Here is a 20,505-nt window from a genome sequence, read left to right as displayed (position 1 = left end):
AAAAAACCGGAAACCTCAAAAAGTGTCTGGAACTAAAACAGGTCTACTTACACTCCCGCCCCGGGGTCGTATACTGCCACAGGTCACTGCAGGAATAGGACACGGGCAAACCGGTTATTCAGGTTTTAGCCGGATAAAAAAAAGTATACTCTTTACCCTCCGGCCACTGACTGAACAGGATTGATGAGACCAGCACAATGCAGAAATTCTACTTCCGGATCCTGGCTGGCCGTTATCCGGCATTTATAAAAAGGATCGCTTTCCGACTCGCCTTATGGGATGCCTACCGGCGTAAACGCTGATCGTTCACAGTGATATAGCTCCTGAACTTTTATTCAGTAACGAAGCTTGCCAGTAAACAATGACAAAATGGGCGGCACCAAAATCCCCCCTCCCGTGAAGACCGGAGCTGTAGAATGAGAAACCAGACTCGCAGAGTCACCTGCTGCGAAACAGAGTGATCCCTGCCCGCTGACGGGCAGAGATGTCAGGACCATCTTCAGAAACAGATGAGAATAGAAATCTCTGCACACATCCATAACAGGTGCTTCATCAACCCGGCCGTTTTTTCCGCATCTTTTTCCTGACAGACCTGTAGTATTTCCCGATGTTTCATATTTAATTCAATCCGTCCGCTACCGACAGTTATAATCTCAGATAACGTTCTATTTTATCGTGGATAGAGCGGATCATATCTATAATTAATGGCTGCTTATCGGTCTTATGGAATGCGTAATGAACTTCTCCAGGTTTAATTCAGGTGAGCGTTAGAATAATGCCAGGAATTTCTTATTTTAATCTTAACTCAGAAATTATCGGATTCTATCGTTCAACCTGAAATTATTTTATTATTACCGGGCATCATAAAATATATTGATATATGCCTCCTGATAATTATATTTTCAACAGTCGTCATGGAATACCGTTACCTCCTGATATCATTTAATTTTTATTTTTTAAATACAGTAAGTTAAACCAATAACATCAGGGGGTCGGATTAATGAGTCATTCCCGAATGATAGGCGCGTTTTTTATTGGCTTGATTTTGAAAATGCCGGGATAATGAGACTTAAGACAAAAATATTGTTATCGATAAGTTCAGCCTATATTATGGGATTTACTTCGTGAATCTTATCTTTTTTGTGGAGAAGTCATGGCTGACACTCTGGTTGCCAATAACATTAATACCATCGGTAAAAGGATCTCGACCCGGTCAGCTTTTTTTATCGCTGGTTTTGCCATGGGCGCCTGGGCTCCGCTCGTTCCTTATGCTCAGCACCGGCTGGATCTTGACCCTGCCTTACTGGGGTTACTGTTGCTTTGTCTGGGTTGTGGGTCATTGATCACCATGATTTTTTCAGGAAAACTGGCCGGGAAATTTGGGTGCAGAACGATGATCCTTATCGGTGTGGCCAGCATTTGTACCTCACTGCCTCTGCTGGCGACGGTCTCCACATTACCGTTGATGGTCACTGCCTTGTTGTTGTTTGGGGCCGGTGTCGGTCTGACCGATGTCACCGTCAATATTCAGGGCGCATTGGTCGAGCAAAAATCGGATAAACCGCTGATGTCCGGGTTTCATGGACTGTTCAGCGTCGGCGGCATTGCCGGATCAGCGGGCGGGAGTCTGATCTTAAGCTCAGGATTTTCGCCGCTGCAGTTTTCATTGATTTCTATCCTGCTGATTTTGGTCATCATCATAAGCACCGCCAAAGCACTGTTGCCCTTCGCCTCTCACGAAGAACAAACAAATTCACGTTTGAAGGTCAATCTGCGCCTGACCGTCATCGCGGTGATGTGTATGATCTGTTTTCTCGCTGAAGGCTCGATGCTCGACTGGGGAGGGATCTGGCTGACGGCCCACCGGCACGTACAACTGGAACATGCCGGATGGGGCTATGCCGTGTTCGGCACCGCCATGGCCATTATGCGCTTATCCGGTGACTTCATCGTCAAATCGCTGGGCCGGAAAAGAGTACTGATACTGAGCGGCGTATTTGCAATGGCCGGTTTTGCCATTGCCGTTTTTATCCCCGGATGGGTATTTTCGTTGCTTGGCTTTGCATTGATCGGTACCGGTGCGGCGAACGTTGCCCCTGTATTGACCACGCTGGCAGGGAAAGAGACCATTATGCCTTCCAATATGTCAGTCGCTTTTGTTTCCACCGTCGGTTACCTCGGGATCCTGATGGGGCCGGCCCTGATCGGTTTTATGGCCAATTTTACCAGTCTGCAGGTCGCCTTTCTCTGTATGTCCGCCTCGATGCTGTTTATTATCGGCGGTGCGTTCAGGCTCAGATTTTAACACAGGGCGGTATTTTCCCGGCCAGCCACACCGCCCTGAGCACAGAGAAATTCCTGAACAGAATAAGCGCATTGACCGATCCGGTAAGCTGCATAACGATATTGCATCTCAACGCTTTCTGCCACTACAGCGGATCCCGTCCGTAATGTACGCAAATAAAAAAGTGGCTGCCTTAGTCAGGGACCGGAAGCTTTACAACACCATTCTGAAGCCTTTGGTGCATCTTATGAGGAGTGGCGCCGAAGGCAACCACTGCAGTGAAAGTCTTAAAACTCTCACGGCCGCTTATTCACTTTACCGTGCTTACGGATTCACTGAATGGGCAATCGACAAAGATGCCTTGTGTATTGATGGCGTATTTTATGACGAATATCTGATGCAAAAAGACCTGCTCCGGAGAGCTCACTGAGGTGGTTATGCCTCATTGACGGATAACATCAGCGAACAGAATAATCAGCAGGAAGGCCGGTTTCGGGGAGAGGAAGAAAAAAGCCTGCACAGATAACCGGTTATCCGTGCAGGCATGATCGACGATTATTCCAGTATCAGTCGGCTATCTGCTAATACCAGCGGCTGAATCTGATGGGTTACCAGTAAAGTCGTTTTACCCTTCACCAGTGTTTTCAGCGAATTCAGCACCAGCCCGGTATTAGTGGCATCCAGCCCTTCTGTCGGTTCATCTAACAGAATGACAGGTGCCTGAGACAGGAATGCGCGGGCAATAGCAATTCTGCGTGCCTGGCCGCCGGACAGCCTTGCACCCAGTTCACCTACCAGAGTGTCCAGACCGTGCGGGAACGCGCGGATCTCATCTTCCAGTGATGCTTTCGCCAGTGCCTGCCATAACGCATCGTCATCGGCATCCGGAGCCACCAGACGCAGGTTGTCACGAATAGAGGCATTAAACAGATACGTTTTTTGACCCACGACCGAAATCACCTGGCGCAGCACTTCATCAGACAATGCTCTGACTTCATGACCACCAATGGTCACACTGCCTTCACAATCCCAGAACCCCTGAATCAGGTTCAGGATAGTCGTCTTACCGGCGCCACTCGGCCCGAGCAGAGCAAGACAATGCCCTTCAGGGACAGAGAAACTCAGTGAATCCAGTACCGCAGGTTTGTCCGGCCCGTAACGCATTGTGACGCCGGAAAATGCCAGATCAAAGTGCTCAGGGGTGGCACTGGTCTCCGGTAACGTAATTGCCGGTTTGAGTTCTGCCATCGAAAAAATACGGCGGGCAGCTTCACGAGTCACTCCCAGCGCCGCAAAAGCCGCAGGCAACGCGGCTACCGCTTCGGTACTGGCAAGCACGGCGAAAACCAGCATCACAAAGTCATTGCCGGCAATCTTCCCGGCCTGTCCGGCACTCAACAAAAACAGGAAGGTACAGAACATGCCCAGTTGCCCGGCCAGTGCAGATAAGGCACTGCCTAACGCACTAATCCAGGCCTGATGGCGCTGTGCCGAGATCAGTTGTTGTGAGAGATCAGACAGATGGCGGGTCTGACGGCTCACCGCACCCGCAACCTGTAATTCCCCCAGGCCACGGATAAGATCCGTCGAAGCCACCTGCAATGATGCCCGTAAACCGGCCACGTCATTACCGCTTTTTTTGGTGCATGCCACCACGACGACCGGAATGACTACTCCGGCCAGCAGCAGCATAATGACATCAATACCTGCAACACCCGGCGAGAACCAGAACAGGACACACAGAATAGCGATCGAGGAAATTAACCCTGCAATCGCAGGCGCCAGGATACGCAGATAAAAATTATCCAGGCTATCAATATCCGCCCGTAAACGTGCAAGCAGATCACCGTCACGGAAGTCCTGTAATCGCGCCGGCGCAAGTGGCTCAAGATGTTTATAGAACCAGACGCGCAACACCGACAGCAGGCGCAGGGTCGCATCATGTGTGACCAAACGCTCCAGGTAACGTGCGAAGGTTCTCAGTACGGCCAGGCCACGGATAGCGGCTGCCGGAGTGAAAAACTCCAGAGTCAGCTTACCGACGCCTGCCAGTGCCATTGAGGCAATAAACCAGCCGGAGACTGACAGCAGAGTGACATTAGACAGGATAACCACAACAGACAGCGCTATCCCGGCAGCCATACGCAACCGCCATGGCCGCGCCAGCTTTAACAGATGACGTAAGTCGTTCATTCTGTCGCTCCCTTCTGCAAGCGTTCGAGTTCAGCAAACACACCACCGCTTCGCAACAGGTCATCCGGATGACCTGACTCAATCACCCTGCCCTGTGCCAGTACCAATACCCGATCAGCCATCGCCGCCACCGACGTGTCATGGGTGATCACCAGACGGGCGGAGTCCGGTAAGGTGCTGACCAGCGAGGCCATCATCTGCTGCGCCGTTTTACTGTCCAGTGCCGCGGTAGGCTCATCAAGGATAAGAACAGGCGGAGCCGTCAGTACGGCACGCGCCATGGCCACACGCTGGATCTGCCCACCGGACAACCCCTGCCCCCCATCGCCCACCTGAGTCATATACCCTTCAGGCAGGTTTTCGATAAAGGTCGACGCCTGGGCCAGCGTCGCAGCTGCCTGCACTTCATTATCGCTGGCCTGTGGATGTGCCAGACAGATATTGTCTGCAATGGTACCGGCAAACAGTGTCGGTCGCTGAGGTAACCAGCCAATCTGTTTTTGCCATGCCTGAAGGTCCAGCTCAGACAAATCCTGTCCGTCCAGCAAAATTTTACCGGAGGCCGGGCTGATAAATCTCAGCAGCAGCCGTGCCAGTGTTGTTTTACCGGCACCACTCGACCCCACAATCGCCAGCGTTTCTCCGCGGCGCAATGTAAAGGAGATATCGTCAATCCCCCCGCCTTCCGGATGCTGATATCCCAGCCCTTCCACATGGATTTCCTGAGGAGACTGTTCCGGCAATGGTTTGCTATGCCGTTGTTCAGGCGGTTGTGCATTCAGAATGTCCAGCAGCCCTTCGGTGGCACCGATGGCATCCATACGTGCATGATAATGCGCACCGAGATCCCGCAACGGACGGAAAAACTCAGGGGCCAGCAGCAAAGCAAACAAACCAGGAAGAAACGCCAGATCGCCATAATAGAGACGGAAGCCCACATACACTGCCACCATCGCTGTGCTGATCGTTGCGAAGAACTCCAGCACCAGAGAAGACAGGAAGGCAATGCGCAGTACTTTCATCGTCGTCTGACGATAATTATCAGAAATCGCTTCAATGATTTTTGCCTGCCGACGGGCAGCATTCGCCTGACGTAATGTTGTCAGGCCGGAAATGACATCAAAGAAATGAGCACTCATCAGACTGAGCTTACGCCATTGCCTGAGGTTCACTTTCTCTGCACCTTTCCCTACCAGAATCATAAACAGTGGCACCAACGGGGCGGTGAACAGCATGATAAGTCCGGAAATCCAGTCAGCCGGAAATAATGCGACCAAAATAGCCAGGGGAACAACACCGATGATGATTTTCTGGGGGAGGAAGGCGGAAAAATAAGTTTCGATAGCTTCAACACTTTCGCCCAGCGTGCTGGCAATACTGCCGGTTCGCTGCTGCTGGCTCCAGGAAGGACCCAATGCTGAAATTCGTTCGAGTAACGTCGCGCGTAGTGTCTGACGGATACGGGCGGCGCTTTCAAAAGCAAAGCCCTGACGCAGCATGTCCAACCCTGCGCGTAGGATCATGACGACAGGTAATAACCAAATCGCCGGGAAAAGGTCGGCTAATCCTTTGCCGCCAATGACAACCTTATCTATCAGCCATGCCAAAAGCCAGCACTGGGCAATCATCATGATGGCACTTAGCGTGGCCATAGTGACAGACAGGGAAAAGAGCGCACCAGCCTGGCGGCGTTGACCCGAGAGCCAACGTTCCGCCAGGCGAGCTGCCGCTCCGCTAAGGGGGGGGCGAGACGACATAGTGTGTTTAGTGTCCGTAGCCAACCAGTTTGGAGATACGGCCGCGGAATACCCAAATCTGATACCAGTTATACATCAGCATGACCGGTACAAACCCACCCATAGTCAGGGTGAAGGTGATCAGGGAAACCTGCGGGGTAGCACCATTCCAGATGGTCCAGGTGCCTGGCACCAGCCATGGGAACATGGTGATCAGCATACCAAAGCCCAGGATCAGTGCAGCGCCGTTGAACCACAGAATTGCCGCAAAATCTTTATCTTTCAGGGTATCACGACGTACCATTTCGATGCAGATCAGTGCCAGCAGGGCAAAGATACCCCAAATCCAGAAGTGCGGACCAAACCATTTATCACGTGCCCAGTCAAAGTTCGCTGCGCTCCAGATCCAGGTAATGACCACCGCGATAATCGCTAACCAGAAGACCACTGCGGTCCAGCGTGCAGCAATCTGACGCAGAGGTTCTGTTTTCTCGAAGCGGGCACGAACAAACAGCACACCAGAGAATGTCATCGCGATACAGGAAGCAATACCAGTCCAGATGGAGAAAGGGGTAATAAAGTTAAACGCCCCGCCTGCATAGTGCGGTACACCCTGAGCCGGGTTATCCAGTGCAAAACCTTGCAGAATAGCACCGACACAAACACCACCAAAGAAAGTGACCGTCAGGCTGGCAATACCGAAGACACCGTCAGAGAAACGCTGCCAGAACGGAGACGCCAGGTGACGGAACTCCAGTGCCACGGCGCGGGACATAATGCCCCACAGTACCAGTGCCATCGGCACCATCAGATAGCTGAATGCAGAACCGTAGACGAACGGGAAGGTACCAAACATGATACCCCCTGCCACGATAAGCCAGGTCTCGTTGGCATCCCAGGTCCCGGCCATCGCGGTCATGATAGCGCCGCGTTCGTCGTGATCTCTCACAAACAGTGAGAAGATCCCGGCCCCAAGATCTGCACCATCAAGCGCGATGTACAACAGTACGCTGACACCAAAAGCCAGCCACCAGGCAATGATCAAAAAATGCTGAGTATGTGTAAGCATATCCATGATTATCTTCTCCGTATCAAACCGGTCTTATGTATTCGGGATGGTCAGCATGCTCGCCTTCAGGCAGGTCAAGCTGCCCAAGGTGCTCATGACCTTCACCCGGGATGTTGCTGGTTAAATCAGGACCCTGGCGAACCACTTTCGCAAGGAACCAGATCGTACCGACAACGACCGCTGATTCGAAGATTGCAAAACCAATCAGCCAGAAGATAGCCAGACCGGTGGTCATTGCACTCATTCCGTCTTCTGTACGCATCAGTCCGTAAACAATCCACGGCTGACGACCGATTTCACGTGTCCACCAGCCTGCGATAACCGCAAGGTAAGGCAGAACCACCATCGCCACAGCAATCATCAGGAACAGCTTGTTATCTGAGGCTTTTTCCGCAGTCAGACGACGACGAGCCATCAGCCACACACCCCACAGGCTGATCAGCAGGAGTGCACCACCCGCAGCTGCCATGATACGGAAGGTATAGAACGGGATGACAACCGGCGGCTGCTCATCTTTCGGGAAGCTGTTCAGTCCGCGTACCGGGCCATTCCAGGTTTTGGTTTCAATCAGGCTGAGTGCATGAGGGATAGAAATCGACCATGCCAGGCCTGTACCTTCTTTATTTGGCCAGCCGATGATGTTCCAGGCATTGTTAACATTGCCTTGCGCATCATAAGCATCATACTGACCTTCCATCGCTGCCAGCGCTGCAGGCTTGTTCTCAAGGGTATTTTCACCCAGAACATCCCCCATATATACCTGTGCTGCCGCGACAACTGCCAACGCGACCAGACCATATTTAAACGGTTTCAGGAAGATATCCACATGACGGCGCTTCAGTACGAAGAAGGCACAGACTGAGACCACGAAAGTCAGCGACAGCTCAAAGCTCGCCAGCAGCATGTGCGGGAAAGCAGAACGGACGTTGGTATTAAACAGTGCCGCGATCCAGTCAGTGACCTCGAAGATACCATTCTTGTAGACAACACCGGTTGGCGTCTGCATCCAGGAGTTAGCCACCAGGATCCACATTGCCGACAGTGTTGAAGACAGCGCCACGTTGAAGGTTGCAAACAGGTGCATACCGCGACTGATTTTGCCCCAGCCAAAGATCATCAGACCGATGAACCCGGCTTCATACATAAAGGCGGTAATGGTTTCATACCCTAAGACCTGGCCGAAGAACGGACCGGCGGCCTGAGAGAAGCGACCATAAAGGATACCGAAAGCCATCTCCATCGTAACCCCGGTAGCAACACCTGCACCGAAGTTAACAATGAACAGCTTTTCAAAAAAACGCGTGATACGGTACCACTTATCATCTTTTTTCCTGACCCAAATCAGCTCAGAAATGAACAGAAGTAGAGCCAGACCAATGGTTAGCGGTGGATAAATTATATGAATTGATGAGATTAACGCGAAGTCAATACGCGTAATCAGCGATGTGAGATCATTACTTAACATGACTATCTTCTTTTGTATTAAGTGACCATAGTAGCCCGCGACACCCACGTGCCAATTCCCTTACCAGGCAGGTAAAATGATAAGAGCAGAGACAGGGAGAAGTAGAAACAGATGTCGCACCATCCTTTCCTCTAAACGCCAGAGCACTCCGATAGCACATATCCCTGCAAAAAGCCAAAAACACAGGATAAAACTTGCCCGCTCGCCCTTATCTTTACAAACAGGGACGTAAACAATTCTTGCAACGAAACGTTTACAGGCGAAGCTTATTGGATAAGCGCTATGCGGTACCCGACTATAAACAAATTACTGAACTGACTGACGCTGAATTTGCTTATAAGAGATGTACCCAGATTTTAGAGACGCATATATTGTCATAAGAGCACAATAACTGGTTCTGTGTAGTCCGAATGAGGCCCAGTATATTCCTCCACACCCGGATGTTGTCAAGAAAAATGTGGGAAAAACGACTTTTTGTTGCGGAGTGTATTATATTCATTCACATCTAAAAAATTTATTCCGCATTCAATGAACCAATTGTAACCAAAAGAAAATCAATCGGTAATCTCTGATACGTAAAACAACTTTCTGCGCCGTGCTCTGAAATAATTAAAATATAGGAAGTTACTTTTTACTGATTTAAATCATGAGGTTAAAAAATCATACCCGGGGAGGCTTCCGGAAGGAATTACCTCAAATAATATTACGCAATCCTGAAAGAAATATTAATTGCCAATATTTATAATCACTTTCAGTTAATATAATAATATTGGCAGGCAGAAAATATAAGACATTTAATTCACCAAAGGGCATACATAAAATAAACCTGAACCCATAATTAATAACCAATATAACTTATTTATAACAACACCATTGTTGAGAATAAGAATCTTTCTTATTTAATAGCACATATTACGTCCTGAGGGATAGCAGAAATTACCTGCCCACCTAAAGACCGCAATGAGGTTTGATGGTTCCACGGAAGCGGAGAAATCATTCTTCCTTACCAAGAGCACTACCGTTCTGCAGCAAGACTCCGGACGTCTTGCTTCAGACTCTTAACGGGACACGATACCGATACCGTCAGCGCCCTCTCCCCCGCCTGAGCCGGAACGAGGGCAACAGTGTTGTACCTGTGTCATATTATTCATTGCCGTACAGGCTTATTCGCTGTCGCTAAACACGATTAATGATAGTGCTCCTGCAAAACGGTATGCCGGACGGTCAGTGGTTCTGCAAGCGGAGTACTACGCCAGTCTATAAGCGCCCTGCCCCACCGTCCGAATCGCGTACGGTATCAGCAGCGTGCAACAGACTCATGCCACAGAAGGACGGGGCGCGACCCGTCTGGAAAAAGAACAAGCCAGATCAGACTTGGCGTCTGATGCGTTGTCACTGTCAGGGTGACCAATGAAATATCCCCCTGTGGTCTTCGCCGGAAATAAAGAAAGCGGGCAGGATCCTTTGCATCTATAGCCTTTGCAACGTATCCCTTAGCGGCTATTTTCCATCTCTGCAAGAGAAGGTATAAAATAAAAAACGCAGATGATGAACATAAAAATGTAATTTGTGAGGTTCCGTCATCACTATTACCGGAAGATGACGTCAATACACAGCCGTTGCTGAATACCCGATCTTCGGTCTGATGACGATAACCGCTGGCAGAGCGGAAAAACGCATAAGATCGTAGCAGAGACAGAATGTGTCATTGCAGACAGCCGGGCCCCCAATCTGCAGGGAATGACTTCCGCCACTTCCTGCTCTTCCCCGGCGAAAAAATAACAGTCGTCAGGCTAGCGGGATGATCCCGTAATTGCCGGACAACAGCGGCTTACACAGGATCTTATAACTGTCGATATCATAGCCGCCTGAGATCTGCGTCAGTGCCTTAGCCTGTTCCAGAGTATCTGCCTCTCCAAGCCATGCCCAATGGTCAATTACATGATATTTATCGCCTTCCTGTAACGCTATCCGCCCGGGCCACGGCCAGCAAACGACTTTCAGGGTCTGTAATGCTTCAAGTAATTGTGCATTATGCGCTTCGGCGGTAATAACCCCGCAGCAGGCACCGGAACATTTACGTAATGCATGGCGGAAGCAGGCACGACCCGCGGGGATTTTCTCTATCCCCAGCAGACCATAGCAAAGCTGATGGCGATCGGCGATTTCTTTCAGCGCTTCCTGTGCACTGTAGCGGTTCTTAAAGAGTCCGTAGATATTTTCACTGTAGCCGATCTCCTGCTGGCTCAGTGAAACCACGCTGATACCCGCCTCATCCATTTTCAGAGTATGTAACTGTCTGACTCTGCGTAATTTTTTATTAAATAATGGCTTCAGTTGTTTGATCAGTTGAGCCTCCAGCAGGAGTGCACCTATCTCTCCGGAAGTCTGCTGATAGCGAATATAGCGGGTCTGACGCAGCAGTTTCGCTTCATCAGGGTTACGCAAATGTGACAACAGGCGTGAACGGAGATTGACACTCTTGCCAATATAGAGTGGCATCGTGTCGCTTTCACCATAGAAAAAATAGACGCCGGTGACGGAAGGAACGCTTTCTATATTCTCGCGCAGTGCCACAGGGTAGATAAACGGCACTTTTTCTGGCTGCCAGTGATAACTTTTGGCTCTCATTACGTCAGTATTACCTCTCTTTTAGTGACGTTATTTTAGCCGTTGTGCGGTATTTCTGCATAATCTCTTTGAGACACCCGCACCTTTCCGCAGGCTATCCACAGCAAATTCGGACTTTTCCCCGGCGAGGGATCCGGTTATTCTGATAAAACAGCAGTCATTTGTAACAACGGACACACTATGGACACCATGATCTTTTCCATCGTCCAGCCTGAAATGCAGCAACCCTGCCTGCCGGTGACACAGTTTGATGAACAGCTGGCTCAGGACATCGCAACGCTGCAGGAAGCCATGCAAACTCACCAGGAGTCTGCGCTGGCCGCCATTCAGCTGGGTATTCCGAAACAAATCGTCGCCATTGATATCACCGATGAACAGGCTCGCCGTCAGCAATTTGTACTGATTAACCCGGTGATCGTCGGATATTCTGAGAAAACCGCCATTTTCAGGGAACAATGCCCCTCACTACCCGGCGAAACGATAGAAACACCCCGTGCCGTAGCAGTGAATGTGGAGTATCAGGATCCGCAAGGCCGGCATCAGCAACTGGATGCCGGGGGTTACCTGGCCGTGTTTCTGCAGCATACCCTCGACCATCTGCATGGCCGCTCTCCCGCCAGTTATCTGTCGCCCTTAAAAAAACAGCGTGTACTCACCCGACTGAAAAAACAGATAAAAAAATAGTCTGTTCCATACGCGTAATGATATACGACACACGAGGATCTTCTCCGGGAAAGACTGGTCGTTCTGTGATGGAATACCCTGCCATTTGACCCGGAAATATCTCTGCTGAGATTCAGGATCTGTTTCGCCGTCGTCAGATATTCACTCCGGCGATATAACAGAATAAAAAAACTTAAATAATATTAAATAATTTCCCTATAGCAGAAATAGCGTCTCCGGGCCTCTCTTCCTTCTGTAATTACCCTTTGTCCTGTCGTCAGAGTTAATAATGATAATAATTCTTATTATAAATCTATCAATAACCTTTTATCGTTAGCCGAAAAGTCTTCCCGTCGCCCGGGAAGGATTAAAGTTAACCTTTTGTTAAAAAATAACAGGCACTATGATAGAGACCATGCCGTGACTCCGGGATAGCACCTCAGCGCAGTTAACCGGCCAGGACACAGATGTGATGTGCGGCTCCGGAATGATTCACAACCCACGGCGGCATAAGCAGGTACAGTGAGTTAACACAATCAGTATCAATGGACATTCCGGGTCGCCCGGACTGAAACGAGGTAACGGAACGATGTTAAATAAAAACAGGCGTCATTTCTTATACGCAGTCATTACTGTGGCGGTGATCACCGCCTGTGTGATGAGCAGAGCTATTATCGGGGGAGTCTTTGATGAATATCATCTTCCGCTGAACGAATGGCCTGCGGAGCTTATGCTGACCCAATGTATGATGATAGTCATTTATACTGCAGTGTTTACCGGAATTTTCTCCGTCCCGTTATGGTATTTCTTCCTGGGTGAGAGCGATAAACGCGACTAGCCTTCTTTCCTCTGCCATCTCTCAGGTGCCGTCAGCGGCACCCGCTTTGCCGGTACGCTGACGGGCTCATCCCCGACCAGCGGCGAAAACGATGGCTGAAATGACTCAGTGAATTAAAGCCGCAGCATACTGCAATATCTGTCAGGGGGATGCCCTGATAGCGGAGCAACTCAGCAGCCTTTGCCATGCGTTTTTCCATGACATACTGATGTGGCGGCAGTCCGGTGCTTTGGCGGAACATTCTTGAAAAGTGGTATTCACTTAACGCGGCCTCACCGGCCAGCGTGGACAGGGTCAGTGCCCCGCTAAGATGGTGATCAATAAATTCACATACCCGCCTCAGCGTGGCCGGGGCCAGCCCCCCACGGACGGACGGCAATGCCCAGTTCACCCGGCTGTACTGCTGTACCATACAGGTCAGCAGTAGCGTGCTGGCTGTGCTCAGTAACAGGTGGTTCGCCGGTTGCTGCCAGTCATAATTCAGTAAAAACTGGCGGTAGAGCTGAGTGATTTGGCCATCATCTGCGAAAATTTTTTCATCAGGGATCACATCAGACGGGCTGCGATCCCAAATCTTTTCTGCCAGTGCCGATAAATGTTCCGGCGTGCAATAGAGGTGCACAAAAGAAAGCCGGGCACGAATATCCCAGACGGAACCACTACCGGCGGGCATCAGACAAAAACGGTCCGGTCCGCCACCGTTACGCCAGCCGTGGGGCGTTTTATGCCAGGTGTCATAGCCATCTGCAATATACAGGCTCAGCGTATGGTGATTACTCTGGTGGTGCACTCTGTCACACTGATTAAACCAGGAGGCCAGCTGAACCCCGTTGTCCAGGGCAACGCTATTGAGCAGCCTGGCTTTATGCCGTTGCAGAATTTCTATTGTCTGATAATCAGGCATCCCCTTTTCACCCTCTTCGGCTGTCAGACGCACAGTGTATGCTGCCGCTATCTTCGTTCGCCAGCGTTACCTCACTTCACACAAATAAAAGCGCAGAAATAAGCAAACCGGTAGCAGGATGATACAAACAGTCCCTTTTTGTTCCGTTGATACTGAAGGCCGAAAAATAAGGCTGACCGGAGATCAAATGAATATACTGCTCTATTTCGCTGTCGTCCTCATCTGGGGAACCACCTGGATTGCCATTTTTGTACAACAACATAATGCAGCCATTCCGGTCACTGTTGCTGTGTTCTGGCGCTTTGCGCTGGCATCCGTTGTTTTATTGCTGGCGCTAAAGCTAACCGGACGGCTGACCTCATTATCCCGAAAGACACACCTTTATTGTCTGCTTCAGGGTTGTACTATCTTCGGCTTCAATTTCATCTGTTTTTACCATGCCGCACAGTGGATCAACAGCGGGCTGGAATCCGTTATTTTTTCGATGGCGGTTTGCTATAACGCAATTAATAGCTGGATTTTTTTCCGGCAGAAACCACCTGCACGCTTTCTTCCGGCAGTCGTTATCGGGGTCGGGGGGATCGTTATTTTATTCTGGCCGCAGTTATCAGAAAATCATGTATCCCCCGGGCTGCTCTGCGGTATCGGTTTATCAGCACTGGGCACACTCGGCTTTTCTCTGGGCAATATGATCAGTGTTCGCCACAAACAACAGCAACAGGATACGCTGACGACAACCGGCTATGCCATGCTCTACGGCGCGTTAGTGATGGCTTTAGTGAGTCTTCTTATGGGGTATTCGCTCGTCCCGCCCGCGAATATTCGCTGGCTGGGTGCAGTCTGCTACCTGGCTATTATCGGTTCCGTCTGCGGGTTCGGTGCTTATTTTATCTTACTGGGCCGGATAGGCCCGGCCAAAGCCAGCTGGAGTACCCTGTTATTTCCTCTGGTTGCCCTGGCTTTTTCCGCAGAATATGAAGGTTTCGTCTGGCAACCCCATGCCATTATCGGGCTGGCAGGTATCTCCTGCGCTAATCTTTTAATGTTTATCCGTACGCCTCTGCGATGCCGCTATCGCCGCACCTGAGAACCTGCTGGCGGCCGGTTGTCGCCAGTGCTTCCGTTTATTCCCCGAACAATGTCATTCATTCCCTGAAAACTGCACTTCATGCCATTACCCACACAAGAAAGCAGGCATTCATTATGCTCACTGCAGCAGAACACTCGCATGCGGAGCATGATATGAATACAGAATCACCCTTTTCCCCCCTGACCCGCTGGCTGACCCTGGCCGGCACCATTATTACGCAGTTTGCCCTGGGCTCTGTCTATACCTGGAGTCTGTTTAATCAGCCCCTGTCAGAAAAACTCTCAGCCCCCGTCAGCAAAGTTGCACTTTCTTTCGGCTTACTCAGTCTCGGACTGGCGATTGCCTCTTCTCTGGCCGGTAAACTGCAGGAGCGGTTCGGAGTCAGGAAGGTTACCCTTGGTGCCGGAGGGTTACTGGCTATCGGTTTTTTCCTGACCTCTGCAGCCTCATCACTGCCGATGCTGTATCTCAGTGCCGGGGTACTGGTCGGACTGGCCGATGGGGCCGGTTATCTGATGACATTATCTAACTGTGTAAAATGGTTTCCGGAACGTAAAGGGGTGATTTCTGCCTGTGCCATCGGGGCATACGGTCTGGGCAGTCTGGGCTTTAAGTTTATCTGCAGCTACCTGCTGATCCATCAGGGGCTTGAACGCACGTTTATGCTGTGGGGATGTATTGCACTGGTGATGGTGGCTATGGGTGCATCACTGATGAAAGATGCTCCGCGCAGAGGGTCACAGCCCGGCGTGGCTTCCGGCTATGATTTTTCACTGGCTGAATCAATGAAACAACCGCAATACTGGATGCTGGCACTGATGTTTCTTACCGCCTGTATGAGCGGGTTATATGTGATTGGCGTGGCGAAAGATATCGGCCAAAGCATGGTCCACCTGCCTGCGCTAAGTGCAGCCAACGCAGTAACGGTAATAGCAATAGCCAACCTGAGCGGACGCCTGGTGCTGGGAGTATTATCCGATAAACTGCCCCGTATTCGCGTCATCTCGCTGGCGCAGGTGATTTCCCTGGCAGGGATGAGCCTGCTGATGTTTAGTTCACTGAATGAAACGACGTTCTTTATCGCTGTGGCCAGTATCGCGTTCAGCTTCGGCGGAACCATTACCGTTTTCCCCTCTCTGGTCAGTGATTTTTTTGGGCTGAATAATCTGACTAAAAATTATGGCGTAATTTATCTGGGCTTCGGTATTGGCAGTATCCTCGGGTCGCTGGTCGCCTCGTTGTCCGGTGGCTTTACCGTGACTTTTACCCTGATTATGGTTCTGCTGATAGCATCACTGGCTCTCTCTCTGACCATTCGCCCGCCTGGCGCACGTTTTACCGCCACCGCCCCGGTGCTGAATTCCTGACTGAGGGCATCCCGCGGTTCCCCTGCCTGCTCACCGGAGCAGGCAAACGTATTTCCCCGGTGACCTGCTGCCGTATGAACGCAGGTTATTCAGCACTCAGCACCATCATTCGTAACAAATTCACCGACTGAGCCGGCGGTAAGCTAAGGATCGTCTGATAGAAATCGATCGTCATATCACAGAGCGCCTGATGGTTCGGGGAGGTATCTCCGGGTTCGTTCAGTTGTCTGAGCTGGTCACCCCAGCGCGGATATAACGTGCTGACCACTTCTTTCAGGGTTTCAGTCGCCAGCGTTTTATCCAGAGGCTTATCCGGGCCCTGACTGGTCAGCAGCAGCGTTTCCATCGCTTCTGCATCCTCCGTATTCAGCGCTGGCGGAAGCAATTGCATAAGATTAACTCCGCCCTCGACCTGGGGATACAGGAAACGAAAACAGGCATCGGACGAGATTTTATCCAGCGTTTTCATTTCATCCACTGACATCGAGACATAATGGATCACCGCATCATCACTGGCCCGGCCGATACGCTGATTGATGACATCCACCAGCATACCGCGCAACTGTCCCAGGGCGACAGGAACACTGTTACCCTCGCGAACCGACCGCAAAAAAGCCTGTTGTAGCATTCGCCAGAGTCCGGGCTCCTGAATTTTCAGTACCCGGTAACCTGGCAGTGAGGAAATTTGAGCCAGCGCACGTTGTTCCTGTTTTTGTACATCCAGTTCAGGCTTACAGGCATAAAACCAATAGAGGTTTCCGGCAATGACCGGGAGCACCGTCAGAAGAATACCACCGGCCAGCGATAACCGGCTCTTCCTGACAACCAGTGTCCAGAAAAGCCCCAAAATAACCAGGCCGGAAATTGAAGGGATAAGGGTATCGGTCATACTGAAGACGAAGTCTCTCTGGATACATCGACTAATACGGGACAGTGAGCTCTTTCCAGGACCGCCGCGCTGACTGAACTTTTCAGAATACGATTGAAGGCAGAGAGATGGCGCCGTCCCATGATAATCATCGACACATTAAGCCGGTCAGCCTGGTCAACGATCGTCGTCGCCGGGTCACCGCAGCAAATCATCCCGCGGGCAGGAATACCGGCCTCTGCAAACGGATTCAGCGCATAGCGAACTATCTGTTCGGCAGAATTCCGGGAGTCCAGCGCATCCATTGAAAGCGCATTTTTTTCTGCGGTATCAATTTCCATCGGCTGACTGCAGGCGGCATCATCCGGCGCCACACAACATAAAATAATGACCGACGCCTGATGCGCTTTGGCCTGTTCCAGAGTCACGTTAATCACTTTTTCTGCCATGGTGGCCTGACGATCAATCGCCATCAACAGTGTTTTCATTCTATCAAGCTCACTTCCAGTGAAAGGCTGTCACCCGCTCTGACGTCGCATGTTTCACAGAAAACAGGACTGCCTGCTGCAGGTAACACAGTTTAACGAGCAACTACTGTAGCCTTATTCTCTATATTTGTCAGAGCATTGATGCAATCCGCTATAAAAAAGGACTCAGCCCACCTTTTCATACTCCCTGAAGTGTAAAAGGAAGACGTAGCGACAGAAATTGGCTTTTAATATATTTTCAATCCTGCAAGATTTGATGTGGTGAGGTAACCAGCTATTTCCCGGCACCGCTGGCCTGTCGGCCACGAAAAATTGATCAGAATACCTTTTCCGGTGGAATAACCGGACCCGGCACTGGTGCACAAGGTGAGTTTTTTCTATCATACGCCGCAATCCCTGTCGCAATCTGATCTAAGGCCTGCCACGATGTTCCTGCACTTTGATAAACTACTGGCAGTTTTTGATCGGGCTGCCCTGATGCTGATTTGCCTGTTTTTTCTGACACGGGCCGCCCCGTTCCGTCAGTTACTGCAAAAAGATGACTATACGCCGGCAGAAAAGCTGGCCGTCATCCTCATTTTTTCGTTATTTGCGCTGTTCAGTACCTGGACCGGCATTAATGTGGATGGCTCCTTACTGAACGTCCGTATCATAGCCGTCATGTCCGGCGGGATCCTGTTTGGTCCCTGGGTGGGCATTTCTACCGGTGTGATTGCCGGGCTGCATCGCTACCTGATTGATATCCACGGGGTCAGCTCCGTTCCCTGTCTGATCACCAGTATTCTGGCGGGTGTGATCTCAGGAATGATTTACCAGCATGTCGGGAAATCCCGGCGCTGGAGTGCCGGGATCCTCTGCGGTATGTTATGTGAATCCCTGACCATGCTGCTGATTGTTCTCTTTGCCCGTCCTGCCGCACTGGGCATTGAAATAGTCAGTGAAATTGCACTGCCGATGATCCTCGGGTCGATGAGTATCGGTCTGATTGTCCTGCTGGTGCAAAGCGTGGAGGGTGAAAAAGAGGCACAGGCCGCCCGGCAGGCCAAACTGGCTCTCGATATTGCCAACAAAACGTTACCCCTGTTCCGCCATGTGAACAGCGAGTCGTTACGTCAGGTATGTGAAATAATCCGCCATGATATCAACGCAGATGCCGTTGCCCTGACCAATTGCCAGGAAATTCTGGCTTATGTCGGTTACGGAGAGGAGCACTATCAGACAGGGAATATCAGTCTGAGCCCGACCACTACCCTGGCCATTACCAGTGGTAAAATCATTATCCGCAATAATGATGAAGCCTATCGTACCCGGGATATCCACTCTATCCTGGTGATCCCGTTGCGGGAAAAAGGCGCCGTCGCCGGGACATTAAAAATCTATTATCGCCGGGCACATAAAATAACCGGCTCTCTGAAAGAAATGGCTGTCGGTTTGTCACAAATCATATCGACCCAGTTGGAGGTATCCCGTGCAGAGCAGTTACGGGAAATGGCGAATAAAGCCGAACTCCGTGCGCTGCAGAGTAAAATTAACCCGCACTTCCTGTTTAATGCTCTGAACGCTATTTCGTCTTCTATCCGGATGAACCCGGATACCGCACGACAGCTGGTGATCAACCTTTCCCGCTACCTGCGCTATAACCTGGAACTGAGTGATGACGAACCCATAGATATCAAAAAAGAGCTCTACCAGGTTATGGATTATATTGCCATCGAACAGGCGCGTTTTGGCGACAAACTCTCGGTGATTTACGATATTGATGAAGATATTGCCTGCAAAATTCCCAGCCTGTTGATCCAGCCGTTAGTGGAAAATGCCATTGTGCACGGCATACAACGAAGTCAGGGAAAAGGTGTGGTGACCATCAGTGTCAGAAGGACAGACACCGACGGGGATGTCTCTATTTCGGTACGCGATACCGGTGAAGGGATCAGCGAAGACGTTATCCGCCGCGTGGCCGGTAATGAAATGCCCGGCAATAAGATAGGGCTGTTAAATGTTCATCACCGCGTCCGGCTGCTGTACGGAGAGGGGCTGTGCATCAGGCGGCTCTCCCCTGGTACTGAAATCTCCTTCACGGTAACAAAAAACGTGCCACCCAAAGCTTTCGACCAACGACAATTCAGTCCGGAGACTATTACGTGAAGGCCATTATTGTGGAAGATGAGTACCTGGCACAGCAGGAACTCAGCTGGATGATACAGCATCACAGCCATATCAGCATTGAGGCCTGCTTTACCGACGGTGTTGATGTCCTCAAATATCTGCAAAATCATCAGGCAGACGTGATTTTCCTCGATATTAATATCCCGTCACTGGATGGCATGCTGCTGGCAAAAAATATCAGCATGTTCGCCGTACGTCCGCTGATTGTGTTTATTACGGCCTGGAAAGAGCACGCGGTAGAAGCCTTCGAATTAGAAGCCTTTGACTATATTCTGAAGCCCTATCAGGAATCGCGTATTGTCACGATGCTGAATAAGCTGGAAAGCAACTGGCAGGCGCAGCAAAACCCCGTCGTTCCCCGGGCGGCAGAAAAGATCCAGCAGACCATTAATCTGGTGAAGGACGATCGGATTATCGTGACCGATATCCACGATATCTGTTATGCGGAAGCCCATGAGAAGCTGACCATCGTCTATACCCGCCGTGATCAGTTTATTATGTCGATGAGTATCAGTGAGTTTTGCCAGCGGGTTCCGGAAAGTCAGTTTTTCCGCTGTCACCGCTCTTTCTGCGTGAACCTGAACCGGATCCGCGAAATTGAGCCATGGTTTAACAATACCTATATTCTGAAACTCCATGAGCTGGAGTTTCAGATCCCGGTCAGTCGCAGCAAAGTCAAAGCGTTCCGCCAGCTGATGAAGCTGTAACCGTCCGGTCAGTTGGCACGATCACAGCGAGCTATC

The 20,505-nt window shown here is 50.6% G+C and carries 16 protein-coding genes; 8 read left to right on the top strand and 8 right to left on the bottom strand.

Annotated elements, in window-relative coordinates; translation table 11 throughout:
- Positions 1-1,153: 1,153 nt before the first annotated feature.
- Together GTPT_RS07715 and GTPT_RS07710 are read left to right on the top strand one after the other, a co-directional pair.
- Complete coding sequence (locus tag GTPT_RS07715) at positions 1,154-2,305, top strand: MFS transporter (protein WP_029991445.1); 1,152 nt, start codon at positions 1,154-1,156, stop codon at positions 2,303-2,305.
- A 145-nt stretch (positions 2,306-2,450) separates the two neighbouring features.
- Entirely contained in the window at positions 2,451-2,714 is a 264-nt protein-coding gene (locus GTPT_RS07710; RefSeq protein ID WP_029991447.1) for a GNAT family N-acetyltransferase, read from the top strand.
- 125 nt (positions 2,715-2,839) lie between these two features.
- Here the strand turns inward: GTPT_RS07710 and cydC are convergent, their stop codons facing one another.
- From cydC to cho, 5 genes are all read right to left on the bottom strand, one after another.
- Complete coding sequence (gene cydC, locus GTPT_RS07705) at positions 2,840-4,477, bottom strand: thiol reductant ABC exporter subunit CydC (RefSeq protein WP_029991449.1); 1,638 nt, start codon at positions 4,475-4,477, stop codon at positions 2,840-2,842.
- Positions 4,474-6,234: a thiol reductant ABC exporter subunit CydD gene (gene cydD / locus GTPT_RS07700; RefSeq protein WP_029991451.1), complete on the bottom strand. Its 1,761-nt coding sequence runs from the start codon at positions 6,232-6,234 to the stop codon at positions 4,474-4,476. Before cydD ends, cydC begins: the two co-directional genes overlap by 4 nt.
- A gap of 7 nt (positions 6,235-6,241) precedes the next feature.
- Positions 6,242-7,288: a cytochrome d ubiquinol oxidase subunit II gene (locus GTPT_RS07695; protein WP_025903552.1), complete on the bottom strand. Its 1,047-nt coding sequence runs from the start codon at positions 7,286-7,288 to the stop codon at positions 6,242-6,244.
- Between the two features lie 16 nt (positions 7,289-7,304).
- A complete protein-coding gene (locus GTPT_RS07690) occupies positions 7,305-8,747 on the bottom strand; it encodes a cytochrome ubiquinol oxidase subunit I (protein WP_025903553.1) in 1,443 nt (480 codons plus the stop codon).
- A gap of 1,788 nt (positions 8,748-10,535) precedes the next feature.
- Positions 10,536-11,378 carry an excinuclease Cho gene (gene cho / locus GTPT_RS07685; protein ID WP_025903554.1) on the bottom strand — a complete coding sequence of 281 codons (843 nt, stop codon included), beginning with the start codon at positions 11,376-11,378 and terminating at the stop codon, positions 10,536-10,538.
- Between the two features lie 180 nt (positions 11,379-11,558).
- On the opposite strand from cho, the gene def reads away from it, so the two are divergent.
- Positions 11,559-12,062 (top strand): peptide deformylase, encoded by a 504-nt coding sequence (gene def / locus GTPT_RS07680; protein WP_025903555.1) that lies wholly within the window; start codon positions 11,559-11,561, stop codon positions 12,060-12,062.
- A gap of 568 nt (positions 12,063-12,630) precedes the next feature.
- Entirely contained in the window at positions 12,631-12,879 is a 249-nt protein-coding gene (locus tag GTPT_RS07675) for a DUF2534 family protein (protein ID WP_025903556.1), read from the top strand.
- A gap of 31 nt (positions 12,880-12,910) precedes the next feature.
- Here GTPT_RS07675 and GTPT_RS07670 read toward each other — a convergent pair whose 3' ends face one another.
- Positions 12,911-13,783: a helix-turn-helix transcriptional regulator gene (locus tag GTPT_RS07670; protein WP_029990947.1), complete on the bottom strand. Its 873-nt coding sequence runs from the start codon at positions 13,781-13,783 to the stop codon at positions 12,911-12,913.
- Positions 13,784-13,970: 187 nt separating this feature from the next.
- Between GTPT_RS07670 and GTPT_RS07665 the strand changes: the two genes are divergently transcribed.
- A complete protein-coding gene (locus GTPT_RS07665) occupies positions 13,971-14,870 on the top strand; it encodes a DMT family transporter (protein WP_025903558.1) in 900 nt (299 codons plus the stop codon).
- Between the two features lie 155 nt (positions 14,871-15,025).
- Entirely contained in the window at positions 15,026-16,240 is a 1,215-nt protein-coding gene (locus GTPT_RS07660) for an L-lactate MFS transporter (RefSeq protein ID WP_025903559.1), read from the top strand.
- Between the two features lie 85 nt (positions 16,241-16,325).
- On the opposite strand, the gene GTPT_RS07655 is transcribed toward GTPT_RS07660, so the two are convergent.
- Positions 16,326-17,129, bottom strand: a complete 804-nt coding sequence (locus GTPT_RS07655) for a hypothetical protein (protein ID WP_025903560.1) — start codon at positions 17,127-17,129, stop codon at positions 16,326-16,328.
- A complete protein-coding gene (locus GTPT_RS07650; RefSeq protein WP_025903561.1) occupies positions 17,126-17,596 on the bottom strand; it encodes a universal stress protein in 471 nt (156 codons plus the stop codon). The genes GTPT_RS07655 and GTPT_RS07650 overlap by 4 nt, the downstream gene beginning before the upstream one ends.
- Before the next feature lie 426 nt (positions 17,597-18,022).
- Between GTPT_RS07650 and GTPT_RS07645 the strand changes: the two genes are divergently transcribed.
- Positions 18,023-19,741, top strand: coding sequence for a sensor histidine kinase (locus GTPT_RS07645; RefSeq protein WP_025903562.1), 1,719 nt, complete (start codon positions 18,023-18,025; stop codon positions 19,739-19,741).
- Positions 19,738-20,469, top strand: coding sequence for a LytR/AlgR family response regulator transcription factor (locus GTPT_RS07640; protein WP_025903563.1), 732 nt, complete (start codon positions 19,738-19,740; stop codon positions 20,467-20,469). Before GTPT_RS07645 ends, GTPT_RS07640 begins: the two co-directional genes overlap by 4 nt.
- Positions 20,470-20,505: the final 36 nt, after the last annotated feature.

It is taken from the genome of Tatumella ptyseos ATCC 33301 (assembly GCF_000735525.1).
Taxonomy (GTDB): domain Bacteria; phylum Pseudomonadota; class Gammaproteobacteria; order Enterobacterales; family Enterobacteriaceae; genus Tatumella; species Tatumella ptyseos.
Note: the sequence above shows the minus strand (reverse complement) of the source record. Positions and strands in the feature narration are given on the sequence as shown.

Coding starts and splice junctions, on each gene's coding strand:
- GTPT_RS07710 (WP_029991447.1), top strand. CDS start 2,451: ATGTACGCAAATAAAAAAGTGGCTGCCTTAGTCAGGGACCGGAAGCTT.
- GTPT_RS07650 (WP_025903561.1), bottom strand. CDS start 17,596: ATGAAAACACTGTTGATGGCGATTGATCGTCAGGCCACCATGGCAGAA.
- GTPT_RS07665 (WP_025903558.1), top strand. CDS start 13,971: ATGAATATACTGCTCTATTTCGCTGTCGTCCTCATCTGGGGAACCACC.
- GTPT_RS07670 (WP_029990947.1), bottom strand. CDS start 13,783: ATGCCTGATTATCAGACAATAGAAATTCTGCAACGGCATAAAGCCAGG.
- GTPT_RS07660 (WP_025903559.1), top strand. CDS start 15,026: ATGAATACAGAATCACCCTTTTCCCCCCTGACCCGCTGGCTGACCCTG.
- cydC (WP_029991449.1), bottom strand. CDS start 4,477: ATGAACGACTTACGTCATCTGTTAAAGCTGGCGCGGCCATGGCGGTTG.
- GTPT_RS07655 (WP_025903560.1), bottom strand. CDS start 17,129: ATGACCGATACCCTTATCCCTTCAATTTCCGGCCTGGTTATTTTGGGG.
- cho (WP_025903554.1), bottom strand. CDS start 11,378: ATGAGAGCCAAAAGTTATCACTGGCAGCCAGAAAAAGTGCCGTTTATC.
- GTPT_RS07715 (WP_029991445.1), top strand. CDS start 1,154: ATGGCTGACACTCTGGTTGCCAATAACATTAATACCATCGGTAAAAGG.
- GTPT_RS07645 (WP_025903562.1), top strand. CDS start 18,023: ATGTTCCTGCACTTTGATAAACTACTGGCAGTTTTTGATCGGGCTGCC.
- GTPT_RS07675 (WP_025903556.1), top strand. CDS start 12,631: ATGTTAAATAAAAACAGGCGTCATTTCTTATACGCAGTCATTACTGTG.
- GTPT_RS07690 (WP_025903553.1), bottom strand. CDS start 8,747: ATGTTAAGTAATGATCTCACATCGCTGATTACGCGTATTGACTTCGCG.
- def (WP_025903555.1), top strand. CDS start 11,559: ATGGACACCATGATCTTTTCCATCGTCCAGCCTGAAATGCAGCAACCC.
- cydD (WP_029991451.1), bottom strand. CDS start 6,234: ATGTCGTCTCGCCCCCCCCTTAGCGGAGCGGCAGCTCGCCTGGCGGAA.
- GTPT_RS07695 (WP_025903552.1), bottom strand. CDS start 7,288: ATGGATATGCTTACACATACTCAGCATTTTTTGATCATTGCCTGGTGG.